At 61.8% G+C, this 13639-nt stretch carries 13 protein-coding genes; 4 read left to right on the plus strand and 9 right to left on the minus strand.

All coding sequences use genetic code 11. The features are described 5' to 3' along the window. Positions 1 to 9: 9 nt before the first annotated feature. Together Q8K08_RS12195 and mgtE are read right to left on the minus strand one after the other, a co-directional pair. Positions 10 to 564 carry a 5-formyltetrahydrofolate cyclo-ligase gene (locus tag Q8K08_RS12195; protein WP_305250243.1) on the minus strand — a complete coding sequence of 185 codons (555 nt, stop codon included), beginning with the start codon at positions 562 to 564 and terminating at the stop codon, positions 10 to 12. Continuing rightward, a complete protein-coding gene (gene mgtE, locus Q8K08_RS12200) occupies positions 561 to 1931 on the minus strand; it encodes a magnesium transporter (RefSeq protein WP_304804005.1) in 1371 nt (456 codons plus the stop codon). The genes Q8K08_RS12195 and mgtE overlap by 4 nt, the downstream gene beginning before the upstream one ends. A gap of 120 nt (positions 1932 to 2051) precedes the next feature. Between mgtE and guaD the strand changes: the two genes are divergently transcribed. After that, positions 2052 to 3347: a guanine deaminase gene (gene guaD, locus Q8K08_RS12205; RefSeq protein WP_305250244.1), complete on the plus strand. Its 1296-nt coding sequence runs from the start codon at positions 2052 to 2054 to the stop codon at positions 3345 to 3347. Positions 3348 to 3353: 6 nt separating this feature from the next. Here guaD and Q8K08_RS12210 read toward each other — a convergent pair whose 3' ends face one another. The 4 genes from Q8K08_RS12210 to Q8K08_RS12225 all read right to left on the minus strand — a co-directional run bounded on the left by Q8K08_RS12210 (position 3354) and on the right by Q8K08_RS12225 (position 6470). Continuing rightward, entirely contained in the window at positions 3354 to 3683 is a 330-nt protein-coding gene (locus tag Q8K08_RS12210; RefSeq protein WP_304804000.1) for a ribonuclease E inhibitor RraB, read from the minus strand. 1 nt (position 3684) lies between these two features. Beyond that, the gene (locus Q8K08_RS12215; RefSeq protein ID WP_305250245.1) at positions 3685 to 5025 is read right to left on the minus strand and encodes an 8-oxoguanine deaminase; all 1341 of its coding nucleotides are present in this window, start codon (positions 5023 to 5025) and stop codon (positions 3685 to 3687) included. 178 nt (positions 5026 to 5203) lie between these two features. Then, positions 5204 to 6001, minus strand: coding sequence for an inositol monophosphatase family protein (locus Q8K08_RS12220; protein ID WP_304803996.1), 798 nt, complete (start codon positions 5999 to 6001; stop codon positions 5204 to 5206). Positions 6002 to 6104: 103 nt separating this feature from the next. Continuing rightward, on the minus strand, positions 6105 to 6470 hold the full coding sequence (locus Q8K08_RS12225) for a helix-turn-helix domain-containing protein (protein WP_304803994.1): 366 nt from the start codon (positions 6468 to 6470) through the stop codon (positions 6105 to 6107). A gap of 354 nt (positions 6471 to 6824) precedes the next feature. On the opposite strand from Q8K08_RS12225, the gene Q8K08_RS12230 reads away from it, so the two are divergent. Continuing rightward, positions 6825 to 7787, plus strand: a complete 963-nt coding sequence (locus Q8K08_RS12230; RefSeq protein ID WP_304803991.1) for an NADPH:quinone oxidoreductase family protein — start codon at positions 6825 to 6827, stop codon at positions 7785 to 7787. Positions 7788 to 7911: 124 nt separating this feature from the next. On the opposite strand, the gene wrbA is transcribed toward Q8K08_RS12230, so the two are convergent. Further along, positions 7912 to 8505 carry an NAD(P)H:quinone oxidoreductase gene (gene wrbA / locus Q8K08_RS12235; protein ID WP_304803989.1) on the minus strand — a complete coding sequence of 198 codons (594 nt, stop codon included), beginning with the start codon at positions 8503 to 8505 and terminating at the stop codon, positions 7912 to 7914. A gap of 178 nt (positions 8506 to 8683) precedes the next feature. Between wrbA and Q8K08_RS12240 the strand changes: the two genes are divergently transcribed. Then, positions 8684 to 9628, plus strand: a complete 945-nt coding sequence (locus tag Q8K08_RS12240) for a 1-phosphofructokinase family hexose kinase (protein WP_304803987.1) — start codon at positions 8684 to 8686, stop codon at positions 9626 to 9628. Here the strand turns inward: Q8K08_RS12240 and Q8K08_RS12245 are convergent. Together Q8K08_RS12245 and Q8K08_RS12250 are read right to left on the minus strand one after the other, a co-directional pair. Then, on the minus strand, positions 9625 to 10251 hold the full coding sequence (locus Q8K08_RS12245) for a hypothetical protein (RefSeq protein ID WP_305250246.1): 627 nt from the start codon (positions 10249 to 10251) through the stop codon (positions 9625 to 9627). The genes Q8K08_RS12240 and Q8K08_RS12245 overlap by 4 nt on opposite strands. A 57-nt stretch (positions 10252 to 10308) precedes the next feature. Then, a complete protein-coding gene (locus Q8K08_RS12250; RefSeq protein WP_305250248.1) occupies positions 10309 to 11967 on the minus strand; it encodes an NAD+ synthase in 1659 nt (552 codons plus the stop codon). 143 nt (positions 11968 to 12110) lie between these two features. Here Q8K08_RS12250 and Q8K08_RS12255 point away from each other — a divergent pair, with 143 nt between their 5' ends. Next, positions 12111 to 13580, plus strand: a complete 1470-nt coding sequence (locus Q8K08_RS12255) for an MORN repeat-containing protein (RefSeq protein WP_305250249.1) — start codon at positions 12111 to 12113, stop codon at positions 13578 to 13580. Positions 13581 to 13639 lie beyond the last annotated feature (59 nt).

Raw genomic sequence — 13639 nt, forward strand, 5'->3', positions numbered from 1 at the left:
ATCTGGGCGTCAGGCAAAGCGCCGGACGCCCTGTTCGGTCACGATCATATCCAGCCGTTGATCGGTGGCATCAATCGGCACCTCGGCCACCTCTTGCGCAGCAAAGGCAAAGCCTATTGCCAGCACCGGACCCCGCGCGCGCAACCCTTCCAGCGTGCGGTCATAGAACCCGCCGCCATAGCCCAACCGATAGCCGCGGGCATCAAACGCCAGCAGCGGCACGATCAGCACCTCCGGCTCCAGCCAGGCGCCGTCTGCCGGGATCAGCGCACCAAACGCGCCCGCCACCATCGCGCACCCCGGCGACCATTCCCGGAACCGGAGCGCCTGAGCAGGCCCCATGATCACCGGCACCCCAACTGCCCCCTGATGCGCGGCCATCGCGGGAAGCGGGTCAATCTCGGTCCGCATCGGCATATAGCCCGACAGCACCGCGCCCCGATTGCCTGCCAGCACATCAGCCAGCAATTCCGCCGCTTGGCCCTGGCCTGCAGCAAAGGCCGCCTTGCGCACGGCAAAGGCCGTTTTGCGGGCAGCAGCCTTGTCACCCTGCTCCCCGCTCATAAAAGCACCAGCGTGGCCAACCCGAGAAAGGCAAAGAACCCCATCACATCAGTCAACGTTGTCACAAAAGTTCCAGACGCCAAGGCCGGGTCCAGACCCATCCGGTTCAGAGAAAGCGGCACCAACACCCCCCCAAGTGCGGCCACCACCTGATTGACCATCATCGCCGAGGCCAGCACAAGACCAAGCCGCCAATCCCCGAACAAGAACGTTCCTGCCAGACCCAGCACCAACGCCAACCCCAGCCCATTCAACAACCCTGCGCCCAGTTCACGAAACACAACCCGCTTTGCGTTTGACGCGGTCAGATCGCGTGTCGCCAAGGCGCGAACAGCCACCGCCAGCGATTGCGTCCCCGCAATCCCACCCGTCGAGGCCACGATCGGCATCAAAGCCGCAAGCACCACAATCGCCTCAATTGTCGCTTCGAATCGCGAGATCACCATGGCTGACAGCGACGCGGTCAAAAGGTTTATCATCAGCCAGGGCAACCGCCCCCGCGCCGTTTCCACCGCACCATCCGAGACGCTGGATTCGTCATTCACGCCTGCCAGACGCAACATGTCCTCCTGATGCTCCTCATCCAGGACGTTCATCGCGTCATCAATCGTGATCACACCCACCAAACGACCATGTTCATCCACAACCGGACAGGAAATCAGGTGATACTGGTTGAACAGATAGGCCACGTCCGCCTCTGGCTCTGTTGCCTTGATCGTGCGGAAGCTTTCCTCAACAATCGCCATCAGCCCGACGTCGCGCCGCGCTGACAACAACCGCCCCAGTGTAACATAAGACACCGGCTTCATGCGCGGATCGACCAGAATGACATGGTAGAACTGGTCCGGCAGCCAGTCGACACTGCGCAGATGGTCAATCATTTCGCCCACGGTCCAATGCTCGGGGGCGGTCACCACCTCGCGCTGCATCAGGCGCCCGGCGGAATACTCAGGATATGCAAGCGCCTGTTCGACCGCCAAACGATCTGCCGAATTCAGCGTCGACAGGATCGCCTCTTGCGCGGGCTCCTCCAGATCTTCAAGAATATCAACGACATCGTCTGTATCCAGATCGCGCATTGCTTCGGCGACAACCGAAGGCGGCAAGGATTCGATCACCTCCTCGCGGATCGAATCCGAAATCTCAGACAAGATGTCGCCGTCAATCTCGCCCGACCACATCGTCAGCAATTGCCGCCGATCCTCACCGCGGATCTGCTCCAACAGGTCGGCCACGTCAGCGGCGTGCAGCGGCTCCAACAGACGCTTCAATTCAACGGTATCGCCAGCTGCAACCGCCGTCAGAATCGACGCCACGCGGCGCGTATCCAGCCCGTCTCTTTCGTCTATGCGCGCATTATCTGCCATGCCTACCCCGCTTGATTACCCCAACACTAGCGAAAGCTGTTTCCGGCAAACAGGGGGCACCTCGCAAATTTACCCAAAGGATGAAAGACGATAGGTTGCGTCTGTGAGAAGGGGACCAAGATGACCGAACTTTTGCTGGGCCAGGTGCTGCACTTCACTGCCGATCCGTTTGAACAGGGGCTTACCGCCGCCTGTCTGGATGAAGCGCTGGTGATTGAGGGCGGCCGCATCATTGCCGTAGGCCCCGCCGACGCGCTGCGCCGCCAGCACCCACAGGCCCGCGTGACCGACTATGGCCGCGCCCTGATCAGTGCCGGGTTTGTCGATGCCCATGTGCATTACCCACAAACCGCGATCATCGCCTCTTGGGGCAAGCGCCTGATCGACTGGCTGAACAGCTATACCTTCCCCGAAGAAATGCGCTTTTCGAACCTTCCTTACGCGCAAGCGGTGGCAAACCGCTATTTCGACCTGACAGTTTCGAACGGAACCACCTCGGTCTGCTCTTATTGCACCATCCACCCCGAAAGCGTCGATGCCTTCTTCACCGCAGCTGCCACGCGCAACCAGCGCGTCTGGGCAGGAAAAACCTGCATGGACCGCAATGCGCCCGAAGGCCTGCGCGACACCCCGCAATCCGCCTACGACGACAGCAAAGCTTTGCTGGGTAAGTGGCACGCACAGGGTCGTGCATCCTATGTCATCACCCCGCGGTTTTCGCCCACTTCCACGCCCGAACAGCTGCACGCCCTCGGCACGCTCTGGCGCGAACACCCCGATTGCCTGATGCAAACCCACCTGTCAGAGCAAACAGACGAAATCGCTTGGGTCAAAGACCTGTTCCCCCAGTCGCGCGACTATCTCGATACTTATGAGGCACAGGGCCTGTTGCGCGAAGGCGCGATCTACGGCCACGCCATTCATCTGACGCCGCGCGAAAAAGCCCGCCTGAAGGAAGCCGGAGCCAGCCTGATCCACTGCCCGACCTCCAACACCTTCATCGGCTCGGGCCTGTTTGACATGGGCGGGCTAAAGGCGGCAGGCCAGCGCATTGGCCTTGCGACCGACACCGGTGGAGGATCGTCGTTTTCGATGCTGCGCACGATGGCTGCGGCCTATGAGGTCGGCCAACTTGCGGGCCGCGCCCTGCATCCGGCGGAACTGTGGTGGCTGGCAACCCAAGGTTCCGCCCGCGCGCTGCACGCTGATCACCAGATCGGCAACATCGCGCCGGGGATGGAGGCGGATCTGGTCGTCGTCGATCTCGCCTCAACCGCTGCCATCGAACAAGCAACCCGCCGCGCCGCTGATATCTGGCAGGCGCTATTCCCAACCATCATGATGGGCGACGACCGCGCCATCCGCGCGACATGGGTGGCGGGGGCCTGCGTTCACGGGCAGCAGATCGGGGCTTAAACCCACTCAGTCAAAGCCGAATTCCCAGCCATCGGGCAGGAAATCATAGGCCACGCCAATCTCGCTCACCTTGCGCTCCTCCTCCCAGATCGCCTCTGGGGTGATGCGCAAGGGGGCCTTGGTGGTTACAATAAGCGTCTCGCCTTCCTTGTCGCGCTCGGTGGCAAAACCCTTGGCCTGCAATGCTTTTTCACACACCTTCCAGTTCGCCTCATCGCTTTCTGCCAGCAAATAGAACTCCACCACCGACATCTGCGGCAGCGTGGCGCCACCCTTTTTCATCTCAGCGAAACTGTCAAAGGTCTCGCGCTGCTGCGCCTCAAAATCATGTGACATATCAGTCCCTCAGCTTGCGCGCCAAAGCGTTTTGCCGCTCGACGATCCTGGGCAGCTCTATCGTAACCATCTGCCCTTCGGCAACCACCCTGCGCCCTTCGACAAACAGATCGCGCACCCGGCCCGGCCCGCAAAGAACCAGCGCCGCCACCGGGTCCCACGACCCCGCCGCCTCAACCCCCGACACGTCCCAGATCGCGACATCGGCCCGCTTGCCGGGGCTCAGCGACCCGCAATCGTGCCGCCCCAGCACCTGCGCACCCCCAAGGGTCGCAATCTCCAGCGCCTCACGCGCGCTCATCGCATCGGCCCCGCGCGCAACCCGCTGCAACAATAACGCCTGCCGCGCCTCACCGATCAGGTTCCCCGCGTCATTGCTGGCCGATCCGTCCACGCCAAGACCCACCGAAACCCGGGCATCGCGCATCGCACGCACCGGCGCAATCCCCGACCCCAACCGACAGTTGGAGCACGGGCAATGCGCGACCCCGGTCCCACTGCGGGCAAACAGATCAATCTCGCCCGCGTCCAGCTTTACGCAATGCGCGTGCCAGACGTCTGGCCCTGTCCAACCCAGATCTTCGGCATATTGCCCCGGCCGCACACCGAACTTGGCCAACGAATAGGCGATATCCTCGTCATTTTCCGCCAGATGGGTGTGCAACATCACCCCTTTGTCGCGCGCAAGCAGTGCTGCATCGCGCATAAGGTCACGACTGACCGAAAACGGCGAGCACGGTGCCAGCCCCACCCGCACCATCGCGCCCTCGGCAGGGTCGTGAAACGCATCTACCACCCGGATCATATCTTCCAGAATGGCCGCCTCACGCTCGACCAGACTGTCAGGCGGCAGACCACCCTCCGACTCGCTAATGCTCATCGCGCCACGTGTGGGATGAAAGCGCAAGCCAACGATGGCCGCCGCCTCAATGGTGTCTTCCAGCCGCGCGCCGTTCGGATAGAGATACAGATGGTCAGACGACAGGCTGCACCCGGTCAGCGCCATCTCGGCCAAACCCACCTGCGCAGACACAAACATCTCCTCTGGCCCGAACCGCGCCCAGATCGGATAGAGCGTCTTCAGCCAACCAAACAGCAACGCATCCTGCCCACCCGGCACCGCCCGCGTCAGCGTCTGGTACAAATGATGATGCGTGTTCACCAACCCCGGCGTCACCACACAGCCCCGCGCCTCAACCACCTCGGCCCCCGGCGCGTCAATCCCCGGCCCCACAGCGGCAATCACGCCCCCGCGCAGCAAGACATCCGCCCCCGCCAATTCCCGGCGGCTGGCGTCCATGGTCACCACAACATCGGCATTTCTGATCAGAATATCACGCAAAACAGGTTCCTCCGCCCCTTCGGTGGAACCTATGGCGGGCCGACAGAAGGGGAAAGGACTCGGTCACCGCTCATAAATCCTAGCAAACCCACGCCCCAAAACGCAAGCCACCCATTTTCTGTTCAAAAATATCCTCAGGGGGTGAGGCCAAAGGCCGAGGGGGCTGAAAGCCCCCTTTTCAACCGTTCAGCAAAGCCAAAGCCTCGGCATGCATCGCCCGGTTCGCCGCCGCCAACACCTGACCTCCCTGATGGCACGGCGCCCCCTGCCAGTTGGTCACCACACCGCCCGCGGCCTCGATCACCGCAATCGGGGCCTGCACGTCATAGGCTTGCAACCCGGCCTCGATCACCAGATCAACCTGCCCGGCCGCCAGTAGCGCATAGCCATAGCAATCCATCCCATAGCGCACGAGCCGCACCCGGTCCGCTACCCGACGAAAGGCTGCGTGTTCCGTCGCCGTCCCAACCTCAGGAAAGGTGGACAGCATGATCGCCTCTGCCAAAGGCCGCGCCGTCCGGCAGCTCAAACCGGACGCGCCCAAAGGCCCGTCAACCCGCGCCAGACCGAAGCCGCCCTCGAAGCGCTCCCGAATAAAGGGCTGATCAATCAGGCCATAAACCGGGCCGGTTTCATCCGCTACAGAGATCAGCACACCCCATGTCGGCGTGCCGCACAGATAGCCGCGCGTGCCGTCAATGGGGTCTAACACCCAAGTCAGCCCCGAGGTGCCCGCCTTTGGGCCATATTCTTCGCCCAGAATGGCATCTTCGGGGCGGCGCTCGGCCAGAATTGCGCGCATACGCTCTTCAGCAAGCCGGTCTGCCACCGTGACCGGGTCAAAGCGCGCGTCTTCCTTGCTGTCCGCCAACAGGCCGGGTTTGCGAAAATGCAAAAGTGTCGCTTCCCGCGCGGCATCGGCCAGCGCATGGGCGGTTGCGATCAGATCACGCGTCAACTCTGTCGTCAGGTTCATTGTGCTGTCCCCTCGCTCAGGGGGCGAAGCACCCCCGACACATGCAGGCGCTACCGCTGCCCTGTGCCGGGGTCAAGATCAAGCTGGCCGCAAGGGCCGGACCTCAGGCTGCTTCGCTCAGAACGCGGGCCAGGTCGAACAGGCGGCGGCGCTGCGCTTCTGGGATCGCGTAGTAAGACCGCACCAGCTCCAGTGCTTCTTTGTCGGCGAAGAAATCACCTGCCGGGGCTGCGGTGGTCGTCGAGTTTTCAGACGACAAGCCTTCAAAGAAGAACGAGATCTGCACACCCAGCGTGTCGGCAATATCCCAAAGCCGGGAGGCGCTGACCCGGTTCATACCGGTTTCATATTTCTGAATCTGCTGGAATTTGATCCCAACCTTGTCCGCAAGCTGTTGTTGGGTCATCCCCACCATCCAACGACGATGGCGAATGCGCTTTCCAACATGTGCATCAACTGGGTGTTTCATTTAGAAATTCTCCGACCTGTTACGTCCCCTACGTTAACCTAAGCAACAATCGTGCCAAAGTAAGGATATTTCGTCTGCGGCCTGAATTTTCACAGAGTTGTTCGATTCTGGCACAGAATTAACCGTTTGAATTGCACAAGTGACCAATTCAAAACCTGCTTACCTCTGGAGGAACACGCAGAGTGAAAACTCGCGCCTAACGTGTTTCGCATTTTGCTATTCATTTTGCAACACTTTTGCAGGTTGTGCCGAGCATACTCCCACAGGCAGAGGCTGTGCTGACGGGATGATTGGCCCACTGGCCCTGCGCGACACGGCGCATTATCCTGCAAGCAATCAGACAGGATAACAAAAATGCGCGCTTGGCAGATCGATGAGCTTTCCACCCCCGCCCGGCTGATCGAAATGCCGCTCCCGACACCCGGCCCGGGCCATGCGCTTGTACGCATCCATGCCTGCGCACTGAACTTCGCCGATCTGTTGATGGCACAGGGCAAGTATCAGTCCAAGCCGCCGCTGCCGTTCACCCCCGGGCTGGAGCTTGCGGGCGAGGTGGTGGCACTGGGGCCCGACACGCCCGGACCAGCCCCCGGAACCCGCGTTGCCTGCTATGCGGGTCACGGCGGACTGGCCGAATTTGGCTGCTTCCCCGTAAAGCGCCTCATCCCCCTGCCTGACACCATGCCCTATGACCATGCCAGCGCCTTTCTGATCGCTTACGGCACCTCACACCTTGCGCTCTGGCACAAGGCTCGCGTGCAACCGGGTGAGACACTTTTGGTCACAGGTGCCGCAGGCGGCGTTGGCCTCACGGCGATAGAGGTGGGAAAGCGCATGGGGGCCCGCATCATTGCAACCGCTCGCGGGGCGGAAAAGCTGGCCGTGGCACAGGCGGCAGGGGCCGATCACCTTATCGACAGCGACGCAGCCGATCTCAAAGATCAGCTCAAGGCGCTTGGCGGGGTTGATGTGGTCTATGATACTGTTGGCGGTGCGGGCTTTGACGCGGCCCTGCGCGCCACCCGCCCTGATGGCCGCATCCTGTGCATCGGCTTCGCCGGGGGCGAGGTGCCAAAGCCCGCCGCCAATATTCTGCTGGTCAAGAATATATCTGTCATCGGCTTTTGGTGGGGCGCATACCTCGATTTCGCCCCGGATCTGTTGACGCAAAGCCTTGCCACCCTGATGGGTTGGTATGCCACCGGCGGCCTGCGCCCCCATATCTCGCATCACCTGCCGCTAGAGGCGCTCCCCGAGGGGCTGGCGCTGCTATGTGACCGCAAGGCCACGGGCAAAGTGGTGATTCATCTGGCCTGACATCAGGGCGCGACGGCCCGGCAGAGGGCCTGTCCGGGATGCGCGCCTCGTTTCGCAATGCAATCTCGCACCATCGCCTGACGGCCGGAATAAAGGGGCGGCAAAGCGCCCCTTTGTCTTGCATTCAGCGCTTTAGCTTGGCCGCGATCTCGACGGTGCGTTTGGCCTGATGCCCGATAGATGCACGGGCCTTGTCGTCAAAATCCGCGCCTTGGGTGTGGCTGTAGCCATAAGGGTTGCCACCTGTCGCAAACAGCGCCTGATCGGTGTAGCCGGGGGCAACGATTACCGAGCCCCAATGCATGAAGGTGGTGTAAAGGCCCAGAATGGTCGCCTCTTGGCCACCATGCGGATTTTGCGCGCTGGTCATGGCGCTGACAGCTTTGTTCGCCAGCTTGCCGCTGCCCCATTGGCCGCCCAGCGTATCAATAAAGGCGCGAAGTTGGCTGGGCGCAGAACCGAAACGGGTGGGGGCCGAAAAGATATAGGCGTCGGCCCATTCCATGTCTTCAGGGGTCGCCGCAGGAATCGAAGATGCCTTTTCAACCTGGGCCTTCCAAGCATCCTGACCGTTCACCGCAGCTTCTGGCGCGGTCTCGACGATGCGAAGCAGCTTGACCTCTGCCCCTGCAGCGCGGGCAGCTTCGGCGGCGATCTCGGCCATCTGATGATTGGTGCCGTAAGTAGAATAGAACAGGATGGCGAGCTTGACAGACATGGCGGAGCCTCCGGGCTGGGTTAATTTGATCACAGCCTAGACTTGTGCATTAGGCATGAAAACTCCAAGGCGTTGCGCATCCTTCGTGCGGATACGCACACAGAAGCGGCGTCGAAAGGCAGCGCTTTTCCAAACAGGCTGTTGGCGCTAACGTAGCGTTGAGCAAAAGGACGTCGCCATGCAAGCCCCCATTCTGACCCTGACGTTGAACCCTGCGCTGGATATGGCAACTTCTGTGCCAGACATCATTCCCGGTCACAAACTGCGCTGCACCGACCCGCAACTGGACCCCGGTGGTGGCGGGCTGAACGTCAGCCGCGCGATCAGGGCTCTGGGGGGCGATTCGCTTGCTCTGGTGGCACTTGGCGGGTTGACGGGAGATCGGCTGGCGGGGCTGATCCGTGCCGAAGGGGTAACGTTCCTGTCGATCCTTGGCCCCGGTGAGACACGCCAAAGCCTGACGGTGACAGAAGATGCCTCTGGCAAGCAGTACCGATTCATGCTGCCCGGCCCGCTTTGGGGTGCGGCAGAAAGGGCGCGGGTGTTTACCCTGCTTTCCGCCACGGCGCGGCCGGGTGGCTATAGTGTGATTTCGGGCAGTCAGCCTCCGGGTGTGCCAGCCGATTTCCCTGGCCAACTGGCAGCCAGCATGGAGGGGTCTTTGGTGGTGCTGGACACCTCTGGCGCGGCCTTGTCAGAGGCGGTTCACCACCCGATTGCCGGGCTGGAGGTGCTGCGGATGGACGGTGAAGAAGGCGAGGAACTGGCCGGGCGCAAGCTTGAAACGCTGGCCGAGACGGCGGATTTCGCGGCGGAACTGGTGGCGCGCGGTGTTGCGCGCCGGGTGATCGTGGCGCGCGGGGCGGAAGGAAACGTGCTGGCCGAGGCCGGGCGGCGGCTGTTTTCGCCCGCGCCGCGCGTGCGGGTCAGATCGACCGTCGGCGCGGGCGACAGTTTCGTGGCGGCCTTTGTTCTGAGCCTTGCGCGCGGGCAAGATGCGGCACAGGCGCTTGGCATGGCATCTGCGGCGGCAGCGGCGGCGGTGATGACCGATGCCACGCAACTCTGCCGCGCCGAGGACGTGATGCGCCTGATGCCAGAGGCCGCGGCGCGCGAGATTTAGGCGGCGCTTTCGGGCAAGGCTGTCGGCGGTGCAAGGATCAGCCGCGCCCCGTTATCCCAACGCGGCACCACCCGCGCGGGCCCCTGCGACTGCGATGCCGCCTCGGCCAGATGGCGCATCAGGGTGTCTTGTCCGCAATCGAACAGGTCAACCAATATATGCAGCCGCGCCCTTGTCCAGCGTGTCAGAACCGAGGGCCGCCATTGTGGTCCGCGCAGGCCAAGCGTGCGGGCGGCGTCATCGGTCGGCGTGATACGCAAACTCGGGCGGCTGCGCGGCGGGTGATGCACTGCAATGGCTGCGATCTGCGTCCAGTCCAAGGCTATCGGCTCACGCTGTCTTGTGTTGCTGGCGGGATAGACCCGCACCCCCTTTGTCGAGACTGACAGCAAGGGCGTGCCCGCGTTGTATATTGGAATGCGCAAAAGCAGGAAACCGAGTGCAAACAGCAGACACAAGCCCCCGATCAACAGCGCGCTGGAACTGTCACCATAAAGGCCCAACCAAAGTATGGGCAAGCCAAGCGCCGCAAACAGCACGACCATAAAAACGCGGCCCATGGCCGCTATTCGATAGGTCAGCCTTGCGGCAGGTCCGGCATGAAAGGTGATTTGCTGCGTCATCTGCCCTTCCTTTTCCTGCCGCAGGCCTAGCCGGAAAATCGGGCAGAAAATCGGCGGTCAGGTGGCATCACGAAAGCGGTTAGCGATGGGGTAGCGGCGGTCCAGCCAGAACGCCTTTTGCGTCAGCCTTGTGCCGGGCGCCGATTGAAACCGTTTGTATTCCGCGATGTAAAGCAGGTGTTCGATCTTTTTCACCGTGGCGCGGTCGAACCCTTCGGCCACGAGTTCGGCCACCGATGCCTCACGTTCCACCAGCCCTTCAAGGATCGCGTCCAGCACCTCATAGGGCGGCAGGCTGTCCTGATCGGTCTGGTTGGCGCGCAATTCGGCTGACGGGGGCTTGGTGATGATCCGTTCTGGAATCACCTCCCCCGCAGGGCCCTTCATCCACGCCCGGTGGTTCTCATTGCGCCAGATGGCAGTCAGGAACATGCGGGTTTTATACATGTCCTTGGCCGGGTTATAACCGCCGTTCATGTCGCCATAAATCGTGCAATACCCGACCGCCATTTCGGATTTATTCCCGGTGGTCAGCAGCATCTCGCCGTATTTGTTGGAAATCGCCATCAGCATCACACCGCGCAGGCGCGATTGGATGTTTTCCTCGGTGATGCCTTCGTCAGTGCCCGCAAACAGCGGTGCAAGGGTTTCCAGCACCGCGCCCTGTGCGGCGCTGATCGGCACCGTATCCAGACGACACCCCAAAGCGCGGGCGCATTTCTCCGCATCCTCCAGCGAATGGGCGCTGGTGAATTCAGACGGCAGCATCACGCAGCGCACATTTTCCGGCCCCAATGCATCGGCGGCAATTGCAGCCACAATGGCCGAATCGATGCCGCCCGACAGGCCAAGCACGGCCTTTTTGAAACCGGTTTTGGCGAAGTAATCGGCGACCGACAGAACGCAGGCGCGGTAATCAGCCTCACCAATCGGAGGGATCGCGGCAATCTCGCCCGCATCCGCCCGCCAGCCATCTGCCGTGCGGCGAAAGGTGATCTGGGTGATGTGCTCGTCAAACTGCGGCAGTTGCGCCGCCAGATGCCCGCCGGGGTTCAAGACCATGCTGGATCCGTCAAACACCTGATCATCCTGACCGCCCACCATGTTGAGATACACCAGCGGCAACCCGGTTTCCACCACGCGGGAAATCATCAGGTTGAGCCGCAGGTTCGGCTTGCCACGATGGTAAGGGCTGCCATTTGGTACCAGTAAAATCTCGGCCCCGGTTTCGGCCAGCGTTTCGGCCACATCCGGATGCCATGCATCCTCGCAGATCGGTGACCCGATGCGGACCCCATTGACGATATAGGGGCCATGCACATCTGCCGATGTGAAGACACGCTTCTCATCAAACAACGAATCATTGGGCAGGTGATGCTTCAGCACCGTGGCGGTCACTCGCCCCCCCTGCAGGATATAATAGGCGTTATACAGCCGCCCCTCTTGCACCGCTGGTCCACCGATGGCCAACGCAGGCCCGTCGGCACAGTCGGTGGCAAGCTGGTGAATCGCGGTGATGGCAGCCTGCTGAAACGCTGGCTTCAGGATCAGATCCTGCGTCTGATACCCGGTAATGAACATCTCGGTCAGCGCCACAAGGTCCGCACCATCGGCCCGGCCCTGATCCCATGCCGCGCGCGCCTTGGCGGCATTACCCCGCAGATCGCCCACGCTGGGGTTCAACTGGGCAAGGGTCAAGCGGAACAGATCGGCCATGGCGGCACCTTTTCGGAAACATGTGATCTGGTTCTAGCAGGTTGTCCGCCAAGGGAAAGTGATTGCGACAGCATGGCGCCAAAGCTTGTCAGCGCCCACGGGCACGGCTAGGCTTTGCGCGCAAGTGACGGCAGGGGGACGCAATGCGCCACGGGATAAAAGCGATGCTTGGTGTGGCGGTTCTCGGCTTTGCCCTGCCATGGGGCGTGCTGGCGCAAGAAGGTGAGATCGTCACCAAACAATATGATGATGGCTCTTTCTACGAGGGCACCTTTCTGAACGGCCGCCAGCATGGCACCGGCACCTACACGCTGCCCAACGGCTACAGCTATAGCGGCGAATGGGTGGCCGGGGAGATTCTGGGCCAAGGGGTTGCGCGCTATCCCAACGGATCAGTCTATGAAGGGCAGTTCGCCGCCGGAAAACCCGAAGGCCGCGGCAAGATCTCATATACCAATGGTGGCAGCTACGACGGCGATTGGACCAGCGGCAAGATGACCGGCACAGGCGTCGCCAGCTACCCGGATGGCTCGGTGTATACGGGTGCATTTGTCGATGGCAAACACCACGGACAGGGCGTGCAGGATGGCCCCGGCGGTTATCGGTATGAAGGCGCATGGGCTGACGGGTTAAAGGAAGGTCAGGGCAAGATCACCTATGCCGATGGGGCGGTTTACGACGGCACACTCGTGGCAGGCGAACGTCAGGGCAAAGGCACACTGACCATGCCGGATGGTCTGACCTATATTGGCGACTGGGTAGCCGGGCAGATCAATGGATCCGGCCGCCTGACCCAACCCAATGGCGATGTCTATGACGGTGGGTTCGCCGAAGGCCAGCGGCAGGGTCAGGGCAAAACCACCTATGCCAACGGCGATGCGTTCGAAGGCACCTTCTTGGCCGACAAGCGCACAGGCCAGGGCGTGTTCCGTGCAACGGATGGCACCGTACTGGAAGGCGACTGGCTGGATGGCCGCATGACGGGCACCGGCCGCATCAGCTTTCCCGATGGGGCTGTCTATGAAGGCGCGGTCAAAGATGATCAGGCTGACGGAATCGGCAAAATCACCTATGCGGATGGCGCGGTTTATGAAGGAGACTGGGTCGCCGGTTTGATCGAAGGGACAGGCACCGCCACCTATGCCAATGGCGCAACCTACACCGGCGGCTTCAAAGCCGCACGCCCTGACGGGCAGGGCAAGCTGACTCTGGCGGACGGCTATGTTTACGAAGGCACTTTCGCCAATGGTCAGCGGGAAGGCAATGGCGTGGCAACCTATCCTGACGGTTCCGTTTACTCAGGCGCGTTCGTCGGCGGCTTGCGCCAGGGCATGGGCGAGATCGTCGGCCGGGACGGGTTTCGCTACAACGGTGCGTGGTCAGCAGGCGAGATCGAGGGCACGGGAACTGCCACATATCCCAATGGCGATGTCTACGAAGGCAGTTTCATCAAAGGCCGAAGGGCCGGCCCCGGCAAGCTGACCTATGCCAGCGGGCAAACGGCCGAAGGGCTTTGGGACAATGGCATCCTGATGGCCCCAGCCCCAGCTGCGGCAGCAACCAGCGAGCCAGAGGCCGGATCACAAGACCCGGCAGCAGCGCCCTCTCCGTAAGTCCAATCCAATTGCGCGCCTTCGGCGCAAGATTTTTAGGTCACCTGCGCGTGCGTGCC

The sequence above is a fragment of the Pseudotabrizicola sp. genome (assembly GCF_030684215.1).
Classification (GTDB): domain Bacteria; phylum Pseudomonadota; class Alphaproteobacteria; order Rhodobacterales; family Rhodobacteraceae; genus Pseudotabrizicola.